Origin of the sequence: Nocardioides sp. NPDC127503 (assembly GCF_040302165.1) — a bacterium.
GTDB lineage: Bacteria > Actinomycetota > Actinomycetes > Propionibacteriales > Nocardioidaceae > Nocardioides.
The window spans coordinates 399700-416277 of record NZ_JBEORH010000005.1 but is presented as its reverse complement, the minus strand read 5'-3'; the positions used below and the strand labels follow the sequence as shown (position 1 = coordinate 416277).

The window sequence follows — 16578 nt, the reverse complement described above, 5'->3', positions numbered from 1 at the left end:
TCGCAAGAGCCCTGGTCTTGCCAGGGTTTTTTGCGTTCTAGATGGGTCCAGCGTAGGTGGATCCAGAACACACTAGATATTGGTGCGTTGAGCAGCCGCCGCACGGCGGAGGGACTCCGTCCGGAGCGAAGGAGCGACACACATGCCCGCGATCACGATCATCGGTGCCCAATGGGGCGACGAAGGCAAGGGCAAGGCGACCGACCTGCTCGGTGAGCACGTCGATTACGTCGTCAAGTTCAACGGCGGCAACAACGCCGGCCACACGGTTGTCATCGGCAAGGAGAAGTACGCCCTCCACCTGCTGCCCAGCGGCATCCTGACCGCCGGCGTGACGCCGGTGATCGGCAACGGCGTGGTCGTCGACCTCGCGGTCCTCTTCGAGGAGCTGACCGGTCTGGAGGCGCGCGGAGTCGACATCTCCAAGCTGAAGCTGTCCGCCAGCGCGCACGTCATCGCCGACTACAACCGCCAGCTCGACAAGGTCACCGAGCGCTTTCTCGGCTCGCGCAAGATCGGCACCACCGGCCGCGGGATCGGCCCGACCTATGCCGACAAGGTCAACCGCATCGGCATCCGCGTCCAGGACCTCTTCGACGAGTCGATCCTGCGCGGCAAGGTCGAGGGCGCGCTGGAGCTGAAGAACCAGCTGCTCTCGAAGGTCTACAACCGTCGTGGCTTCACCGTCGACGCGGTCGTCGAGGACCTGCTGTCCTACGCGGACCGGATCGCGCCGATGGTCTGCGACACCGGCCTGCTGCTCAACCAGGCACTCGACCGGGGCGAGACCGTGCTGCTCGAGGGTGGCCAGGCGACCCTGCTCGACGTCGACCACGGCACGTACCCCTTCGTGACCTCCTCCAACGCCACCTCGGGCGGCGCCTGCACCGGCTCCGGGATCCCGCCGACCCGGATCGACCGGGTCGTCGCGATCGTGAAGGCCTACACCACCCGCGTGGGAGAGGGGCCGTTCCCGACCGAGCTCTTCGACGTGTCCGGCGACTACCTGCGCGACAACGGCCACGAGTTCGGCACGACCACCGGACGCCCGCGCCGCTGTGGTTGGTACGACGCGGTCATCGCCCGCTACGCCGCCCGCGTCAACGGGGTCACCGACTTCGTCCTCACCAAGCTCGACGTGCTCGACGGACTCGAGGAGATCCCGGTGTGCGTGGCGTACGACGTCGACGGTGTCCGCCACGACGAGATGCCCGTCAACCAGTCCGACTTCCACCACGCCAAGCCGATCTTCGAGATGCTGCCGGGCTGGAAGGAAGACATCTCGGGCGCGCGGTCGTTCGCCGACCTCCCGGCCAACGCTCAGGCGTACGTGAAGTACGTCGAGGAGATCTCCGGCGCCCCGATGTCGGTCATCGGCGTCGGCCCGGCCCGCGACGAGACCGTCATCATCAACTCGCTGACCTGACGTGGTGAGGCTGAGAGTGGCCGATCGGTCACTCTCAGCCTGTCAGGAACGGCGGATGGTGACCCGTCCGGCCTTCAGGTCGACCCCGTACGGCGGGTCATCGCCGTCGGGCGAGGGGACCACGTGACCGATGTTGTCCTGCTCCTTGAGGTCGCGCGCCGCGCGGGCGTTGCCGGGGTCGAAGACGTCGATGAAGTTGCCGAGGCCGTCGCCGATCCCGGCTGAGACGCCACGGCGCGATGAGCGCAGGGCCCTGTTGCACGCCGCGATGATCAGGCCGAGCACGACAACGACGGCGACGCCGAACACGACCCAGGTCATGTTCGGCAGAGTACGCCGATGCTCAAACCATTCGGGTTAAAGCAGCGAGGCGCCCTCGACGACTCCGAGCGGCTCGGCCGCGATGTCGGAGCGCCGCTGGAGCCCGTCGAAGGTGATCAGGTCGGCGGCGGCGTACGCCCGCGAGCGCGCGTCGTCGATGTCGTAGCCCTTGGCGCGGACCGCCAGGACGCGGCCTCCCGCGGTGACCAGGTGACGGTGGTCGGGCTCCTCGGGCGTGGAGGCGTCCACGATCGCCGTGCCCGCGTGGATCACGTCCACGTCGTTGATCGAGTTGGCGTTGCCGGCGCCGGTGATGACGTCGCCCTTCGAAGACGACTCCGGGTAGCCGGCCGAGGCCAGCACGACCGTCACCGAGGCGCCGTCGGAGAAGGTCGGCGCCTCGACCGTGTCCAGCGCGCCCGTGGCCGCCGCGAGGAGCAGGTCGCCGAGGGAGGACTCCAGCAGCGCGAGGACCGGCTGGATGTCGGGATCACCGAAGCGGCAGTTGAACTCGATCACCTTCGGGCCCTTGGCGGTCAGCGAGAGCCCGACGTAGAGGCACCCGACGAACGGGGCGCCGCGCTTCTCCATCTCGACCAGGGTCGGCTGGACGACCGTCGCCAGCACGACGTCGGCCAGGTCCGGCTGCGCCCACGGCAGCGGCGAGTAGGCACCCATCCCGCCGGTGTTGCCGCCCTTGCCGCCGTCGAAGATCCGCTTGAAGTCCTGCGCCGGCTGCAGCGCGTAGGCCCGCGTCCCGTCGCAGATCGCGAACAGCGAGACCTCGGGGCCGTCGAGGAACTCCTCGATGACGACCCGCTCGCACGCAGCCGCGTGGGCCAGCGCCTCCTCGCGATCGCGCGTCACGACGACACCCTTGCCCGCGGCCAGAGCGTCGTCCTTGACCACGTACGGAGCGCCGAACTCGTCCAGCGCGGCGGCAGCCTCCTCGGGGGTGGTCGCGACGCGGGAGCCCGCGGTCGGCACGCCGGCCACGGACATCACGTCCTTGGAGAACGCCTTCGACCCCTCGAGCTGCGCGGCAGCCCGGGACGGTCCGAAGACCGCGATCCCCGCCTCGCGAACGGCGTCGGCGACCCCGGCCACCAGCGGCGCCTCGGGCCCGACGATGACCAGGTCGACGCCGAGCTCGCCCGCCAGGGAGGCGATCGCGGGACCGGACATGATGTCCACGTCCCGGAGCGTGGCGAACTCCGCGATCCCGGGGTTCCCGGGCGCGGCGTACACCTCGTTCCCTTCCTGGGAGAGCTTCAGAGCGAGCGCGTGCTCACGACCACCGGTGCCGACGACGAGGATCTTCACGTGGCCACCTTATGACGAGCCCGGCTCACTCCTCGGCGGGCGGGGTGACGGCCTCGTCGGGGCGGTGCTGGATGACGTCCTCGTAGTAGGACTCGGCGGCGTTGATGAGCTTGACCCACTCGCCGGCGAACTGGGAGAGCACCCAGCGGTGCTCGAGGATCTCGTGGAACATCTGCGCCGGGGTCAGCTTGGCCGCCGCGCCGGGCGGGCGCATCGCGACGATGGGCTCGTAGATCTCGCGCAGCCAGCGGCTCGCGGCGACCTCGATCGGCAGGTCGCCGAGCTCGCGGGTGGCGCGGTAGGCGGAGATGTCGTTGAGGATCCGCCGTGCCTGAGCGTCCTGGACGTCCAGCCCGGTCAGCGTACGCAGCTCGCGGCGGTGGTGGCCGAGCTCGACCACCCGCGGGCGGAGGGCGACGGTGTCGCCGTCCTCGCTGGTGGTGATGTCGAGCTCCTCGACGTCGAAGCCGAGGTCGTGGAGGCGCTCGATGCGCTGCTCGATGTGCCACATCTCCTCGGCGGAGAAGACCTGCTCCTCGGTGAGCTCGCGCCACAGCGCGTCGTAGCGGCTCTGCAGCCGCTCGACGATCGCGTCGATCGGGAAGGCCTCCGGCAGGGACTCGCTCGCCTGCAGGTCGAGCAGCTCGCCGTAGATGTTCTGGTAGGCGACATCGAGGTCGTACTCCCGCAGCCGGTCGGAGAGCTCCGGCTTCAGCTCCCCGGTCTCGGCATCGACCAGGTAGGCGGCGAACCCGGCCGCGTCGCGCACGAACAGGACGTTCGACAAGGACACATCGCCCCAGTAGAAGCCGGCCAGGTGGAGGCGTACGAGCAGGACGACGAGCGCGTCGATCAGGCTCGGGAGCCGGTCGGCGGCCAGGCCCCGCTCGAAGAGTGCGCGGTAGGGGAGCGAGTAGGTGAGGTGCTCGGTCATCAGCGCGGCGCCGAGCTCGTTGCCGTCGCGGTCCGTGCGACCGGTGACGACGCTCTTGGCGACCACTGTCGGCAGGCCGAGGCGCTGCAGCTCGCGCAGCATGTTGTACTCGCGCCGGGCGATGTCGGCCTGGGTCTCCTTGACGGCGTAGATGTTGTTGCGCACCCGCACGATGCGTACGACATGGCGACTGAGCCCGCGGGTCAGTGGCACCACGACATCATCTGGCCACTCCTCCAGGGGGAAGGACCAGGGCAGGGTGTAGATCGCCGGATCGGGCCGGCTGGCGAGGATCCGCAGGGCCATACCGCCACGTTAGTGGGGGTGGGCACGGAGCATGGGAGAATATCCGCCGTGACTGTGGTGCCCAACGTTCTCGCCAACCGCTATGCCGCGGCCGACCTCGCCGGGATCTGGAGTCCCGAGCACAAGATCGTCCTGGAGCGTCAGCTCTGGATCGCGGTGCTCAAGGCTCAGAAGGATCTCGGCATCGACGTCCCCGACGGGGTCGTGGAGGCGTACGAGAAGGTGATCGAGGACGTCGACCTCGACTCGATCGCGGCCCGTGAGCGGGTGACCCGCCACGACGTGAAGGCGCGGATCGAGGAGTTCGCCGCGCTGGCCGGTCACGAGCACATCCACAAGGGCATGACCTCGCGGGACCTGACCGAGAACGTCGAGCAGCTCCAGGTGCTCTCGTCGCTGAAGGTGATCCGCGACCGTGCCGTCGCGACGCTGGCCCGCCTGGCGCGGCTCGCGGCCGAGCACGAGACGACCGTCATGGCCGGCCGTTCGCACAATGTCGCCGCCCAGGCGACAACGCTCGGCAAGCGGTTCGCGACCGTCGCCGACGAGATGCTGGTCGGGCTCCAGCGCGTCGAGGAGCTCATCGCCCGCTACCCGCTGCGCGGCATCAAGGGCCCGATGGGCACCGCGCAGGACATGCTCGACCTGCTCGATGGTGACGCCGGCAAGCTGGCCGCGCTCGAGGAGCGGGTCGCGGCCCACCTCGGGTTCGAGAACGTCTTCACCAGCGTCGGCCAGGTCTACCCGCGCTCACTCGACTTCGACGCCGTCTCCGCGCTGGTCCAGCTGGTCTCCGGCCCCTCCAACCTCTCGACCACGATCCGGCTGATGGCCGGCAACGAGCTGGTCACCGAGGGCTTCAAGGAGGGCCAGGTCGGCTCCTCGGCGATGCCGCACAAGATGAACTCGCGCTCCACCGAGCGGGTCAACGGCCTCTCGGTCGTGCTGCGCGGCTACCTCTCGATGATCTCCGAGCTCGCCGGCGACCAGTGGAACGAGGGGGACGTCTCCGACTCCGTCGTGCGCCGCGTCGCGCTCCCGGACGCGTTCTTCGCCGCCGACGGCCTCTTCCAGACCTTCCTGACCGTGCTCGACGAGTTCGGCGCCTTCCCGGCCGTGATCCAGCGCGAGCTCGACCGCTACCTGCCGTTCCTGGCGACCACCAAGGTGCTGATGGCCGCCGTCCGCAACGGAGTTGGCCGCGAGGAGGCCCACGAGGCGATCAAGGAGGCCGCCGTCGGCACCGCGCTGTCGATGCGCAAGGGGCAAGCCGAGAACGACGTCTTCGCCAAGCTCGGCGCCGACTCCCGTCTCGGTCTGACCGAGGACCAGATCCAGTCGCTGGTCGCCGAGCCGATCGAGTTCACCGGTGCCGCCGTAGCGCAGGTCCAGGAGGTCGTACGCCGCGTGGAGGCCGTCACCGCCCGCCACCCCGGGGCCGCCGCCTACGTGCCGGGAGAGATCCTCTGAGCCCGAACGCCGGGCCGGTCATCACCGTCGCGGCCGTCGTCTTCCGCGACGCTGACGGGCGGATGCTGACCGTCCGCAAGACCGGCACCGCGAAGTTCATGCTGCCCGGCGGAAAGCTGGAGCCGGGGGAGTCGGCCGCGGACGCGGCCGTCCGCGAGGTGGCGGAGGAGCTCGGCGTACGGCTTCGGGTCGAGGAACTCGTGCTGCTCGGTGAGTTCGAGGCCGACGCCGCCAACGAGCCGGGTCACCTGGTGCGCTCGACGGTCTTCACCTGGGCCGGCGAGGTCACCCCGGACGCGGCCGCCGAGATCGCGGAGCTGCGCTGGGCGAGCCTGGGTGAGATCACCGACGGCGCCGACTTCGCCCCACTGACCAGGGAGTACGTCGTCCCGGCTCTCGAGCCCGCCTGAACCCTCGCGGCCGGCCGCCGCGCGGTGGCAGACTGGCGGTATGTCCGGGTACTTCGCCGCAGACTCGATGGTCGTCCGTGCCATGCGTCAGCGGGTCGTCGGGCTGAGCTGGGGACAGCGGGCGCTGGTGATCGGCGGCCTGCACCCGCGGCTCTTCGTCGGCACGGCGCAGCACACGGTGCACCGCGCGACGCCCTACACGCGGCTCGCGCTGACCGCTCGACTGATGGAGACGGTCTTCCTCGGCACCAAGGAGGAGGCCGACCGGGCGCTCGCCTTCACCGCGAAGCGGCACGCGCCCGTCGAGGGGACGATGGAGGTCCCCGGCGGTCCCGCGCACCCCGAGGGCTCGCCCTACTCGGCCGCCGACCCTGGGCTGATGTGGTGGACGGCGGCGTTCGCGCTCGACTCGGTCGAGTTCATGTACGACGCCCTGGTCCGCCCCCTCCGCCCGGACGAGCGCGAGGAGCTCTTCGACGACTTCGTGACCTGGGCCGGTCTCTTCGGCATGCCGGCCTCGGCCGCGCCGGCGTCCTATCCCGACTTCCGGCGCCGCTTCGACGCCTGGCTCACTTCGGACGAGCCGTATCTCGTGGACGAGGCCCGTCTGGTCGGCCGCCACATCGCCGGCACCGCCGGCTACCACCTCCCCGGCGGGCCGCCGACCTCCGAGACGCTCCGGACCGTCGTCCAGGGCAGCCTCCCGGCGCTCGTCCGCGAGCACTACGGCATCCCGTGGTCGGCCGCCGCCGAGAGGAGATGGCGGGCCGTACGCACCGCCAGCCGTCTCGCCCACGGCCGTCTCTCGCTCCTCGGGCCCACGCCGCTGCTGCGCGGGCGGAGCGAGCACTTCTACAAGTTCGTCCAGCAGGGTGAGCAGTCGTTGGTGCGCCGAGGAGGCGTCAGCATCCCCGGCGTCTCGGACGTCTCCGACGTCTCCGACGTCACGCCGGCTTGACGTCCAGCACGACCTCGAACTCCAGCAGGTCGGCTCCGGTGGCGACCGGCTTGCGCGGCGCCTCACCTGGCGGAGTCGCGTGTGCGGCTCGGGCATCCCCGTCGCGCCAGGCCGCGAAGGACTCCTCGGAGTCCCAGTGGGTGACGACGAAGTAGCGGTCGTCGCCGGCAACCGGGCGCAGCAGCTGGAAGCCGAGGAACCCCGGCGACTTCTCGACCGCCCCTGCCCGCGCCGCGAACCGCTTCTCGAGCTCGGCGCCCGCCTCGGCCGGAACCTGGATTGCATTGATCTTCACCACAGACATGCAGCAAACCTATGCGAGGGCTGGGGAGGCGGCGTACGTGCCTGCGACGATGGACGGCATGTCCGAGCCGGTAACCGTGACCATCGCCCGTCGAGTCTCCGTGGAGCGCCGTGACGAGATGGTCGCCTGGATGCAGGCGGGGATTCGGCTGGCCAGCGAGTTCCCCGGCTTCCTCGGCGCGGGCTGGGTGCGGCCGTCACCGGACTCCGACCAGTGGCACCTGCTCTACCGCTTCGACTCCCACGAGACCCTGGGCAGCTGGGACAACAGCCGCCAGCGCGGCTGGTGGCTGGGCGCGGGTGAGCCGTTCGTGGAGGAGACCCGGATCGAGCGGCGTACCGGCATCGAGGGCTGGTTCGACCCGCCGAGCACGTACGACGTCGAGCAGGTCTCCGGGGTCGCGACGGCCCCGCCGCGGTGGAAGCAGACGATCACGATCTTCCTGATGTTCTACCCGGTCAGCCTGCTCGCCAACTGGCTGCTCGGGCCGGTCGTCGTGGACTGGGCGCTGCCGCTGAAGGTGCTGGGCGTGATGGTCGTGACGCTGCCGTTCATGACGTACTTCGGGCTGCCGTGGATCACCCGCAACATGGAGTGGTTCCTGCACGGCCGGCCGGCGCCCTGGCGCCGCAGCTAGGACTTCGAGGCGCCTTCCTCGGCGGAGAGCACGGCGTCCAGGAGCCCGGGGAACCGCGCGTCGAGATCCTCGCGACGCAGCGAGAGGCGCCGGGCGCGGCCGTTGGCCTCGTTGCGGACCACGCCCGCCGTGCGCAGCACCTTCATCAGGTGCGACTTCGTCGACTTCGGTACGTCCGGGTTGCTCAGGTGGCACTCGGCCATGTCGAGAGGCCCGTCGACCAGCTGACGGGCGATCGCGAGCCGCTCGGGGTCGCTGAGCGCGAAGAGCACGGTCGTCAGTGAGAGCTCTGACCGATCAGGATGCGGGAGGTCCGGGGAAGAACTCATGGTTCGATAATAGTTGCACAGTCAGCGGAAGGCACGTACTCTCCATAAAAGGTTCGAAATAATTCGAACGATGGATGGAGTGGTGATGTCGGTACAAACGGTGGGCGCGACGACGACGGACGCCGTCGCCGGGCGGCGACTCGGCGCGGGCGTGGCCCTGGTGGCGGTCGTGCTGATGATGGCCGGGGCCAGTGCGCCCTCGCCCTTCTATCCCGACCTCCAGGTGGGCCTCGGGCTCGAGCCCTGGGTGATGACGGCTGTCTTCGCCGTCTATGCCGTCGCGCTGCTCGCCACCCTGCTCGTCTTCGGCTCGGTCTCCGACCACGTCGGCCGGCGCCCGGTGGTGACCGTCGGGTTCCTCTTGCTGGCGGCCAGCTTCGCGCTCTTCCAGGGCGCCGACACCGCCGCCGTCCTCTTCGAGGCGCGGATCCTGCAGGGGATCGCGAGCGGCCTGCTGCTCTCGACCCTGTCGGCCGCCATCGCAGACTTCGAGCGGCCCTCGCGGCCGGGCTCCGGGGCGGTGGTCAACGCCATCGCTCCGATGGTCGGACTGGCGATCGGCGCCATCGTCGCCGGCGTGGTCCTGCAGGTGGCGGCGGACGCGCAGCTCATCGTCTTCGACGCCCTCGTCGTGCTCTCCCTCCTTCTCGCGGCCGGCGTGTGGCTGGTCCCCGAGACCGCGCCCCGTCACGAGGGTCTGCTCGCCTCGCTGCGTCCGCGGATCGCCGTGCCGCCGGCCATCCGGGGCCTGCTCGCCCGCAGCGCCCCGGCGATCTTCGCCGGTTGGGCGACCGGTGGGCTGTTCCTCTCCCTCGGCGCCGCGATCGTACGCACGGAGCTGGGCGCCACCAGCCACGTCATCCAGGGGCTGGCGATCGGTGCCCTCGCCGGATCCGGTGCGGTGGCGGCGTACGTCTTCCGCAACCGCTCGGCCCGCGCGACGACGCTCTACGGCACGGCCGCGCTGGCCAGTGGGACGGTGCTGAGCCTGCTCGCCCTCCCGACCGGCTCGTCGGCGGCGTACCTCGTCGCCGTGGTCGTCGCGGGCTCCGGCTTCGGGACCGCCTTCTTCGGCATCCTGCGCTCGATCATGCCGCTTCTCCCGGCCCACGAGCGGGCGGAGGTCTTCGCGGTGATCTTCATCGTGTCCTACCTGGCCTTCGGCATCCCGGCCGTCGTCGCTGGGCTGCTGACGCCGCAGATCGGGCTCACGACCACGACGTACGTCTACGGCGTCACCGTCGCGGTGCTCTCCGCCGGGGCCGGGTTGCTGCGCTGGCGCAGCGGCGACTGAACAGGCCCTGGTCAGGGGTGCGCGATCGCGCCGCCACCCTTCCTCTCCTGGTACGTCGCCGAGAGCTCGTCGTAGGTCCGGGTGATCCGGGCGAGCTGCTCGGGGTCGGCGAGCGGGGCCAGGCCGGTGCTCACGAAGTAGGCGTTGGCGCGGTTGTAGAGGTCGCGCCCCGGGGCGACCTCGTCGCGGTCGGGGTCCGGGACGGCGTAGACGCCCTTCAGGATCGCCAGGTCGTAAGGGATCGCGAAGGAGTCGGCCGAGTCCTGGTGGCTGAAGAGGTAGGCGAACTCGGGGAACCCTGACCAGGCGATCCCCGACAGGCACAGCGAGCACGGCTCGTGAGTCGCCAGCAGCAGGCAGTCGGCGGGCGCCGGCCGGTCCTCGGCCGGAAGTTCGAAGAAGCGCTTGATGGCATGGATCTCGCCGTGCCACAGCGGGTTCTCGGTCTCGTTGTTGGTCTCGGCAACCACCGTCGAGAGGTCCGCGCGGCGCACGATCGCGGCGCCGAAGATCTTGTTGCCCGCGGCCACACCGGCACGGGTCAGCGGGACGATCTCCTGCTCGATCACGTCCAGCAGACGGCGTACGTCTGCCTCGTCGGTCAGATCCATCAGACCAGCGCCTCGCCGCCGTGGGTGGCGAGCTTGCGGGCGACCTCGGCGAGGTCGGCGCGCCAGATCTCCTCGGGGCCGGGAGGGAGGATGTCGTCCCAGTCGGGCGAGAAGCTGCCGCGTACGGAGAGCAGGTCCTTCGGGCGGGCCAGGAACCACATGTGCAGGTGCTCGGCGCCGTCGCCGATCCGCATCGCGTGGCAGCGGGCGATGTTGGGCAGGCTCTCCACGATCCTGGCGAGCCGCACGGTGAGGATCCCGAACTCGGCCGCCTGGTGCTCGTCGAGATCCGGCAGGTCGTAGTGCTCGAGCGGCTCGAGGATCAGCACCAGCGGCAGCCCGGACTGCTCGAGGTGCTTCACCCGCCAGCTCTCGTCCTGCCAGATCACGTTGGGCCTGTCGGTGCTGCACAGGTTGCATTCCACGCCGCCCTCGCCGCTGCGGGGTTCCTCGGGGGCCGGGGGAGCGAGCGGCTTGGGGGCGATCTCGCCGTCGCGTACGACCCACGGGAAGACATCCCACTCGGTCACGCTCGGGGCGGGCAGGTCACCGCCGGCCTGGACGCGGGCATAGATCTGATCAGCTGTCTCGGCCATGGCTCGAAACCATGCCACAGCGGGCGGAGGTGTAACACGCTGTTCGTCGGACTACCCGGTCGTTCGCATAGGGCGAGTAGTCCTACGAACGACGTGTTACAGCCTGCGGCCGCCCATCTCTTAGGCTGATCCCGTGGCTGAACTCAACATCCCGCCGGCGCCGGCGATCCCGGGCGCGAAGCACCTCCACTCCGGCAAGGTGCGCGACCTCTACGAGCTGGAGGAAGGTCCGTACGCCGGCCAGCTCCTGATGGTCGCCAGCGACCGCATCTCGGCCTTCGACCATGTCTTCGACACGGTCATCCCGGACAAGGGCGAGATCCTCACCCGGTTGTCGCTGTGGTGGTTCGAGCAGTTCGAGGACCTGGTGCCGACCCATGTGCTCTCGACCGACGTCCCGGAGTCGGTGGCCGGTCGGGCGGTGGTCGCTCAGAAGCTCCACATGCTGCCCGTCGAGTGCGTCGCGCGCGGCTACCTGACCGGCTCGGGCCTGCGTGAGTACGACGCCACCGGCGAGGTCTGCGGCATCCGGCTCCCGGCCGGTCTGGTCGACGGCTCCCGGCTCACCCCGCCGATCTTCACCCCTGCCACGAAGGCGGAGCTCGGCGACCACGACGAGAACGTCACCTACGAGTACATCTCCAAGCTGATCGGCGAGGACGACGCCGCCGCGGTCCGCCGGCTCACCCTGGCGGTCTACCAGCGTGCCGACGAGATCGCCCGCGGCTGCGGCCTCATCCTGGCCGACACGAAGTTCGAGTTCGGCGTACGCCAGGACGACCTGGGCATCCGCACGATCGTGCTCGCCGACGAGGTGCTCACCCCGGACTCCTCCCGTTACTGGGACGCGAGCCAGTGGCACCCCGGCGCCGCGATCCCCAGCTTCGACAAGGACGTGATCCGGCGCTGGCTGCTCTCGCCCGAGTCCGGCTGGGACCGCGCCGCCGGTGGTCCGCCGCCGGAGCTGCCCGAGGAGATCGTCGCGCGCACGCGGGCGAAGTACGTCGAGGCGTACGAGAAGCTCACCGGCCACCGCTTCTGAAGAACAGCAGGCAAAGTTTCAGGGACACGTGTCGCAGTAAAAACCGAGACCGTGTTCCGCGAGAAGCTACGCGCGGGTAGGTTGTGACGGGTAACACGCACACCACTGGAGGCCATGTGTCCACGTACAACCTCGCTTCGCTGCTCGAAGACTCCGCGGCGAACTATCCCGAGCGCACAGCGATCGTGCTGGGAGACATCCGTCTGAACTACGCCCAGATCAACGGTGCCGCCAACCAGGTCGCGAACCTGCTGGCGAGCAAGGGCATCGGCGCGGGCGACCGGGTCGCCCTGATGAGCCCGAACCTGCCCTACTTCACGATGGTCTACTTCGGCATCCTCAAGGCCGGGGCCACCGTCGTGCCGCTCAACGTGCTGCTCAAGGGGCGCGAGGTGGCCTACCACCTCAAGGACTCCGACGCGAAGGCCCTCTTCGCCTTCGAGGGCACCCCGGAGCTCGCCATCGGCGCCGAGGCGCACGCCGGTGCGCAGGAGGCAGGGGTCGAGAACCTCTTCCTGATCACCGCCGACCCGACCGCCGCGTCGCCGATCGAGGGCGTGACCACGCTCGGCCAGGGCATCGGGACCCAGCCGCCGACCTTCGACACCGTGGCCACCGACGAGGACGACACCGCGGTCATCCTCTACACCTCCGGCACCACCGGGCAGCCCAAGGGCGCCGAGCTGCGTCACCGCAACATGCGCGACAACGCGCTGGCCGGCGCCGACCTCTTTGGCGCCTCGGCCGAGCGGCCCGACACCTACCTCGCGGTGCTGCCCCTCTTCCACGCCTTCGGCCAGACCGTGGTGCAGAACGGCGCGATCGCCTTCGGTGGCACCGTCGTGCTGCTGCCCCGCTTCGACGCCGCGGCCGCGCTGGCGACGATGCTCAAGGAGAGCGTCACGTTCTTCGCCGGCGTACCGACGATGTACTGGGGCCTGCTCGGTGCCCTCGCCGAGGACACCGACGTGGACACCCTCGCCAAGAACCTGCGCGTCGCCGCCGCCGGTGGCTCGGCCCTCCCGGTCGAGATCCACAAGGAGTTCGAGAAGCGCTTCGGCGTGACCATTCTCGAGGGCTACGGCCTCTCCGAGACCTCGCCGGTGGCGTCGTTCTCGCTCTACGGCCAGCCGGTGCGCCCGGGCTCGATCGGCGTCCCGATCCCCGGTGTCGAGATGCGCCTGATCGACCCGGCGTCGTGGGACGACATCGAGTGGACCCCCGACGCGATCGGTGAGATCGCGATCAAGGGCCACAGCATCTTCAAGGGCTACTACAACCGTCCCGAGGCCACCGCCGAGGTGCTCACCTCGGAGGGCTGGTTCCGGTCGGGCGACCTCGCCAAGCGTGACGAGGACGGCTGGTACTACATCGTCGACCGCGCCAAGGAGCTCATCATCCGCGGCGGCTTCAACGTCTACCCGCGCGAGATCGAAGAGGTCCTGCTGACCCACCCGGCCGTCTCGCTGGCCGCCGTGATCGGCGTCCCGCACGACTCCCACGGTGAGGAGATCAAGGCGGTCCTCGTGCTCAAGCCCGGCGCCTCCGCGACCTCCGAGGAGATCGTCGCCTGGAGCAAGGAGCAGATGGCGGCCTACAAGTACCCGCGCATCGTCGAGATCGTCGACGCCCTCCCCATGACCGCCACCGGCAAGATCCTCAAGCGCGAGCTCAAGTAGGACATTCCGTACGCCGGCAGCAGCCGTAGCTCGAAGATCGCAGTCACCCGGTGGCTGCGATCTTCGAGTTTACGAAGGTCCGATCTGGGGTAGAACGGTTTCGTGGAGCACTCGGGCGAAGCGAAGAAGCCGTTCGACCATCACGGCATGGTGCGACTGCGTGACGAGATCCAGGGCGGTGTCATCTCGCGGCGACAGTTGCGTGACCTGCATGCGCAGGATCACGACATCCGTCGCCTCGTACGAAACCGCGAGCTCACCGCGATCCACCCGGGGGTCTACGTCGGTCACACCGGCAATCCGACCTGGGGCCAGCGTGCGTGGGCTGCCGTGCTCGCCTGCTGGCCGGCAGCTCTCACGAGTCGCTCTGCGCTGCCGAAGCCGCCGGAGCGTTCGCCGATCGAGGTGATGGTTCCGATAGGCCGTACGGTGCGTGCGCCGAAAGGTGTGCTCGTGCGGCGCCGGGCTCGCTTCGACGGGTATGTCGACTGGGCTGCCTATCCGCCTCGGCAGCTGCTCGCGGAGGCGGCGATCGACGCGTCGGCTGGAGCTGGTGATGCCAGCGAGGCGTTCTCGCTGCTCGCCGACCTGGTCCAGACCAAGGTGGTGCGAGCGTCAGCACTGGTCGAGGCGCTGGGTCGCCGCCCGCGGATGCGCGACCGGCGCCTCCTCGGTGAGCTGCTCGACGACCTCATGGCCGGCGCCTGCTCCGTCCTCGAGCGCGAGTACCTCCGGCGCGTCGAGCGCGCCCACGGACTGCCCGCAGGAGAGCGCCAGGTCGCCGACTCGGTCGCGGGAGTCTCCGTCGAGCGCGACGTCACCTACGCGGCGTACGGCCTGGTCGTCGAGCTGGACGGCCGCGCCTTCCACGGCAGCGCTGCGACTCGGGACGCCGACCATGCTCGTGACCTGGATGCGGCGGCTGTGCGGGGCCTGCGGACCGTCCGGCTCACCTACGGCCAGGTGCTCGGGGGCCCGTGCCGAACGGCCACCCGCATCGGTGAGCTGCTTCGGCTCGGGGGTTGGGAAGGTGAGGTCTGCTCGTGCTCGGTGTGCGCTGATCCATAAGGTCGAAGATTGCAGTCACAGGGTGGCTGCAATCTTCGACCTTATGGATGGGCTAGGTGATCTGCTGGATGACCGAGAGGCCCCTTGCGGCGGCATACGCGTAGAACGCTCGGAGGCCAGCCAGATGGTCGAGCGTGTACTCGTGGCCGTCTTTCTCCCAGATGCCCACTGGATAGAGCTCGGCCGCATTCATAGCGGCGCCGTCGTAGCGAGACATCAGCTCGGCGTCGTCGAGTGCCGATAGGGCCGCATGCACCTTGGCGGTGCAGTCAGCGCAGAGATGACGTGGGCGGCCGTAGCCGTTGTCCTCACCGAACTCCTCTCCGCCGAAGATGGCGTCAGCAAGAGGCCGTTCGCCCTCCCCGACGCTGCCCGTCAGCAACCAGTGGATGCCGTGCCATGCCTTGTCCAGGTCGACAAGGCGTGGGTCGTTCTCTTCGGCGAGCTTCTCTTCGAGGTCCCATAGCACCGCTGGGTCGGTCTTGATGCCCTCAGCCGTGGCCTCGTCGACCGCCAAGGCGATCCAGATCATTCCCATGGCAGGAGCATGCGCCATCAACTCTGGGGGCGCACCAGTTTCTCGGCCGCGTCTGTGCGGAAGGCGAGCATCGGCCGGGAGGTGGCGCCGACAGCGGCCAGGGCGAGCAGGCAGGTGATGCCCCCGCTGACCAGGGCGAACGGACCCGAGGTCAGCTGGGCGACGGCGCCGCCGCGGAGGTTGCCGACCTCAGGACCGCCGGCGCCGACGATCATCTCGATCGCGGCGGTCCGGCCGCGCAGGTCGTCGGGCACGGCGAGCTGGATCAGCGTGCCGCGGGTGACCACGCTGACCGAGTCGGCGGCACCGGCGACGGCGAGCAGGGCGAGGCACAGCCACGGCGAGGTGACCAGCCCGACGGCGCCGAGGCTGGCGCCCCACACGGCGGCGGCGCCGATCGTGATCACGCCGGGCCGGCTGCGTCTGGTGAACGAACCGGAGAAGAGCGAGGCCGCCACGCCGCCGACGGCGATCGCGGTCAGGAACAGTCCGAGGGTGCGTGGGTCGCCGCCGAACCGGGTCTCGTTGACCAGCGGAAACAGGCTCACCGGCATGGCCAGGACGGTGGCCGCCAGGTCGACGAGGAGCACCCCGCGTACGACCGGCTGGGTGGCGGCGAAGCGCAGGCCTTCGAGGACTCCGCCGCCGCTCGTCCGGGTCGCGGGCGCGAGAGCCGGAAGGCCGACGACCCCGATGAATCCGGCGGCGAAGGAGGCTGCGTCGACGGCGTACGCGATCTCGAGACCGGCGTAGCCGATGATCAGCCCGCCCAGTGCGGGGCCGAGGAGCATCGAGCCCTGGAAACTCAGCCGGTTGAGGGCGAGCCCGGCGGCGACCTGGTCGGTGGTGAGGAGGCGCGGGATCACGCCCATGCCGGCAGGGGCGGCGACCGAGCGGGCGGCGGCCATGAGCGCGACCATCACGAGGACGAGTCCGAGCGAGGACGGCGAGGTGCCCAGCCAGAGGGCCTGCGCCATCAGCAGCAGCGCCAGCACGAGCTGGGTGATGTTGGTGACCAGCAGGATCGAGCGCCGGTCCGCGCGGTCCGCCACGGCGCCGCCCCAGAGCCCGATCGTGAGCATCGGGACGAGCTGCGCGAGCGCGACGCTGCCGGACCAGAACGGGCTGTGCGTCGCCTCCCAGACCTGGTACATCACCGCGACCACCGAGATCTGCCCACCGAGCCCCGACACCGCCCGCCCGATGAAGAACCGGCGGAAAGCGGGAGACGTACGCAGCGGGGTGATGTCGATCAGCAGATGGCGCACAAGGAGCGATCGTAAAGACCGGCTCGGGCAGGGTGCCAACGGTTTAGGTGAGCGGCGTATGGCC

The 16578-nt window shown here is 69.8% G+C and carries 18 protein-coding genes; 9 read left to right on the top strand and 9 right to left on the bottom strand.

The genetic code is table 11. The features are described 5' to 3' along the window. The first annotated feature begins 142 nt into the window (after positions 1–142). A complete protein-coding gene (locus ABTW65_RS14670) occupies positions 143–1426 on the top strand; it encodes an adenylosuccinate synthase (RefSeq protein ID WP_350661202.1) in 1284 nt (427 codons plus the stop codon). A 42-nt stretch (positions 1427–1468) separates the two neighbouring features. Here ABTW65_RS14670 and ABTW65_RS14665 read toward each other — a convergent pair whose 3' ends face one another. From ABTW65_RS14665 to ABTW65_RS14655, 3 genes are read right to left on the bottom strand one after another with little or no spacing between them, the layout of a single operon-like run. Beyond that, positions 1469–1747, bottom strand: coding sequence for a hypothetical protein (locus tag ABTW65_RS14665; RefSeq protein ID WP_350661200.1), 279 nt, complete (start codon positions 1745–1747; stop codon positions 1469–1471). 36 nt (positions 1748–1783) lie between these two features. Then, positions 1784–3070 carry a phosphoribosylamine--glycine ligase gene (gene purD, locus ABTW65_RS14660; RefSeq protein WP_350661198.1) on the bottom strand — a complete coding sequence of 429 codons (1287 nt, stop codon included), beginning with the start codon at positions 3068–3070 and terminating at the stop codon, positions 1784–1786. 25 nt (positions 3071–3095) lie between these two features. Next, the gene (locus tag ABTW65_RS14655; RefSeq protein ID WP_350661196.1) at positions 3096–4310 is read right to left on the bottom strand and encodes a DUF4032 domain-containing protein; all 1215 of its coding nucleotides are present in this window, start codon (positions 4308–4310) and stop codon (positions 3096–3098) included. Positions 4311–4364: 54 nt separating this feature from the next. On the opposite strand from ABTW65_RS14655, the gene purB reads away from it, so the two are divergent. From purB to ABTW65_RS14640, 3 genes are read left to right on the top strand one after another with little or no spacing between them, the layout of a single operon-like run. Continuing rightward, on the top strand, positions 4365–5780 hold the full coding sequence (gene purB, locus ABTW65_RS14650) for an adenylosuccinate lyase (protein ID WP_502890584.1): 1416 nt from the start codon (positions 4365–4367) through the stop codon (positions 5778–5780). Then, positions 5777–6190: an NUDIX hydrolase gene (locus ABTW65_RS14645; RefSeq protein ID WP_350661257.1), complete on the top strand. Its 414-nt coding sequence runs from the start codon at positions 5777–5779 to the stop codon at positions 6188–6190. Before purB ends, ABTW65_RS14645 begins: the two co-directional genes overlap by 4 nt. A gap of 40 nt (positions 6191–6230) precedes the next feature. After that, on the top strand, positions 6231–7148 hold the full coding sequence (locus ABTW65_RS14640; protein ID WP_350661194.1) for an oxygenase MpaB family protein: 918 nt from the start codon (positions 6231–6233) through the stop codon (positions 7146–7148). Here ABTW65_RS14640 and ABTW65_RS14635 read toward each other — a convergent pair. After that, a complete protein-coding gene (locus ABTW65_RS14635; protein WP_160026672.1) occupies positions 7135–7452 on the bottom strand; it encodes an antibiotic biosynthesis monooxygenase family protein in 318 nt (105 codons plus the stop codon). The two genes, ABTW65_RS14640 and ABTW65_RS14635, sit on opposite strands and share 14 nt — an antisense overlap. 58 nt (positions 7453–7510) lie before the next feature. Here ABTW65_RS14635 and ABTW65_RS14630 point away from each other — a divergent pair, with 58 nt between their 5' ends. After that, entirely contained in the window at positions 7511–8089 is a 579-nt protein-coding gene (locus tag ABTW65_RS14630; protein ID WP_350661192.1) for a putative antibiotic biosynthesis monooxygenase, read from the top strand. Here the strand turns inward: ABTW65_RS14630 and ABTW65_RS14625 are convergent. Then, positions 8086–8418 (bottom strand): ArsR/SmtB family transcription factor, encoded by a 333-nt coding sequence (locus ABTW65_RS14625; protein WP_350661190.1) that lies wholly within the window; start codon positions 8416–8418, stop codon positions 8086–8088. The genes ABTW65_RS14630 and ABTW65_RS14625 overlap by 4 nt on opposite strands. 85 nt (positions 8419–8503) lie before the next feature. Here ABTW65_RS14625 and ABTW65_RS14620 point away from each other — a divergent pair, with 85 nt between their 5' ends. Next, on the top strand, positions 8504–9712 hold the full coding sequence (locus tag ABTW65_RS14620; protein ID WP_350661188.1) for an MFS transporter: 1209 nt from the start codon (positions 8504–8506) through the stop codon (positions 9710–9712). A gap of 11 nt (positions 9713–9723) precedes the next feature. Here the strand turns inward: ABTW65_RS14620 and ABTW65_RS14615 are convergent, their stop codons facing one another. Together ABTW65_RS14615 and ABTW65_RS14610 are read right to left on the bottom strand one after the other, a co-directional pair. Continuing rightward, complete coding sequence (locus ABTW65_RS14615) at positions 9724–10323, bottom strand: nucleoside deaminase (RefSeq protein ID WP_350661186.1); 600 nt, start codon at positions 10321–10323, stop codon at positions 9724–9726. Next, a complete protein-coding gene (locus tag ABTW65_RS14610; protein WP_350661184.1) occupies positions 10323–10919 on the bottom strand; it encodes an HIT family protein in 597 nt (198 codons plus the stop codon). The genes ABTW65_RS14615 and ABTW65_RS14610 overlap by 1 nt, the downstream gene beginning before the upstream one ends. A 133-nt stretch (positions 10920–11052) precedes the next feature. Here ABTW65_RS14610 and ABTW65_RS14605 point away from each other — a divergent pair, with 133 nt between their 5' ends. The 3 genes from ABTW65_RS14605 to ABTW65_RS14595 all read left to right on the top strand — a co-directional run bounded on the left by ABTW65_RS14605 (position 11053) and on the right by ABTW65_RS14595 (position 14708). Continuing rightward, positions 11053–11961 (top strand): phosphoribosylaminoimidazolesuccinocarboxamide synthase, encoded by a 909-nt coding sequence (locus ABTW65_RS14605; RefSeq protein ID WP_350661182.1) that lies wholly within the window; start codon positions 11053–11055, stop codon positions 11959–11961. Positions 11962–12077: 116 nt separating this feature from the next. Next, entirely contained in the window at positions 12078–13640 is a 1563-nt protein-coding gene (locus ABTW65_RS14600) for a long-chain-fatty-acid--CoA ligase (protein WP_350661180.1), read from the top strand. 102 nt (positions 13641–13742) lie between these two features. Then, positions 13743–14708, top strand: coding sequence for a putative endonuclease domain-containing protein (locus ABTW65_RS14595; RefSeq protein ID WP_350661178.1), 966 nt, complete (start codon positions 13743–13745; stop codon positions 14706–14708). Positions 14709–14760: 52 nt separating this feature from the next. On the opposite strand, the gene ABTW65_RS14590 is transcribed toward ABTW65_RS14595, so the two are convergent. Both ABTW65_RS14590 and ABTW65_RS14585 read right to left on the bottom strand, forming a co-directional pair. Further along, positions 14761–15246 carry a YfbM family protein gene (locus ABTW65_RS14590; protein ID WP_350661176.1) on the bottom strand — a complete coding sequence of 162 codons (486 nt, stop codon included), beginning with the start codon at positions 15244–15246 and terminating at the stop codon, positions 14761–14763. A gap of 17 nt (positions 15247–15263) precedes the next feature. Next, complete coding sequence (locus tag ABTW65_RS14585) at positions 15264–16514, bottom strand: MFS transporter (protein WP_350661174.1); 1251 nt, start codon at positions 16512–16514, stop codon at positions 15264–15266. Positions 16515–16578: the final 64 nt, after the last annotated feature.

Coding starts and splice junctions, on each gene's coding strand:
- ABTW65_RS14635 (WP_160026672.1), bottom strand. CDS start 7,452: ATGTCTGTGGTGAAGATCAATGCAATCCAGGTTCCGGCCGAGGCGGGC.
- ABTW65_RS14665 (WP_350661200.1), bottom strand. CDS start 1,747: ATGACCTGGGTCGTGTTCGGCGTCGCCGTCGTTGTCGTGCTCGGCCTG.
- ABTW65_RS14630 (WP_350661192.1), top strand. CDS start 7,511: ATGTCCGAGCCGGTAACCGTGACCATCGCCCGTCGAGTCTCCGTGGAG.
- ABTW65_RS14670 (WP_350661202.1), top strand. CDS start 143: ATGCCCGCGATCACGATCATCGGTGCCCAATGGGGCGACGAAGGCAAG.
- ABTW65_RS14615 (WP_350661186.1), bottom strand. CDS start 10,323: ATGGATCTGACCGACGAGGCAGACGTACGCCGTCTGCTGGACGTGATC.
- ABTW65_RS14590 (WP_350661176.1), bottom strand. CDS start 15,246: ATGGGAATGATCTGGATCGCCTTGGCGGTCGACGAGGCCACGGCTGAG.
- ABTW65_RS14610 (WP_350661184.1), bottom strand. CDS start 10,919: ATGGCCGAGACAGCTGATCAGATCTATGCCCGCGTCCAGGCCGGCGGT.
- ABTW65_RS14625 (WP_350661190.1), bottom strand. CDS start 8,418: ATGAGTTCTTCCCCGGACCTCCCGCATCCTGATCGGTCAGAGCTCTCA.
- ABTW65_RS14620 (WP_350661188.1), top strand. CDS start 8,504: ATGTCGGTACAAACGGTGGGCGCGACGACGACGGACGCCGTCGCCGGG.
- ABTW65_RS14655 (WP_350661196.1), bottom strand. CDS start 4,310: ATGGCCCTGCGGATCCTCGCCAGCCGGCCCGATCCGGCGATCTACACC.
- ABTW65_RS14640 (WP_350661194.1), top strand. CDS start 6,231: ATGTCCGGGTACTTCGCCGCAGACTCGATGGTCGTCCGTGCCATGCGT.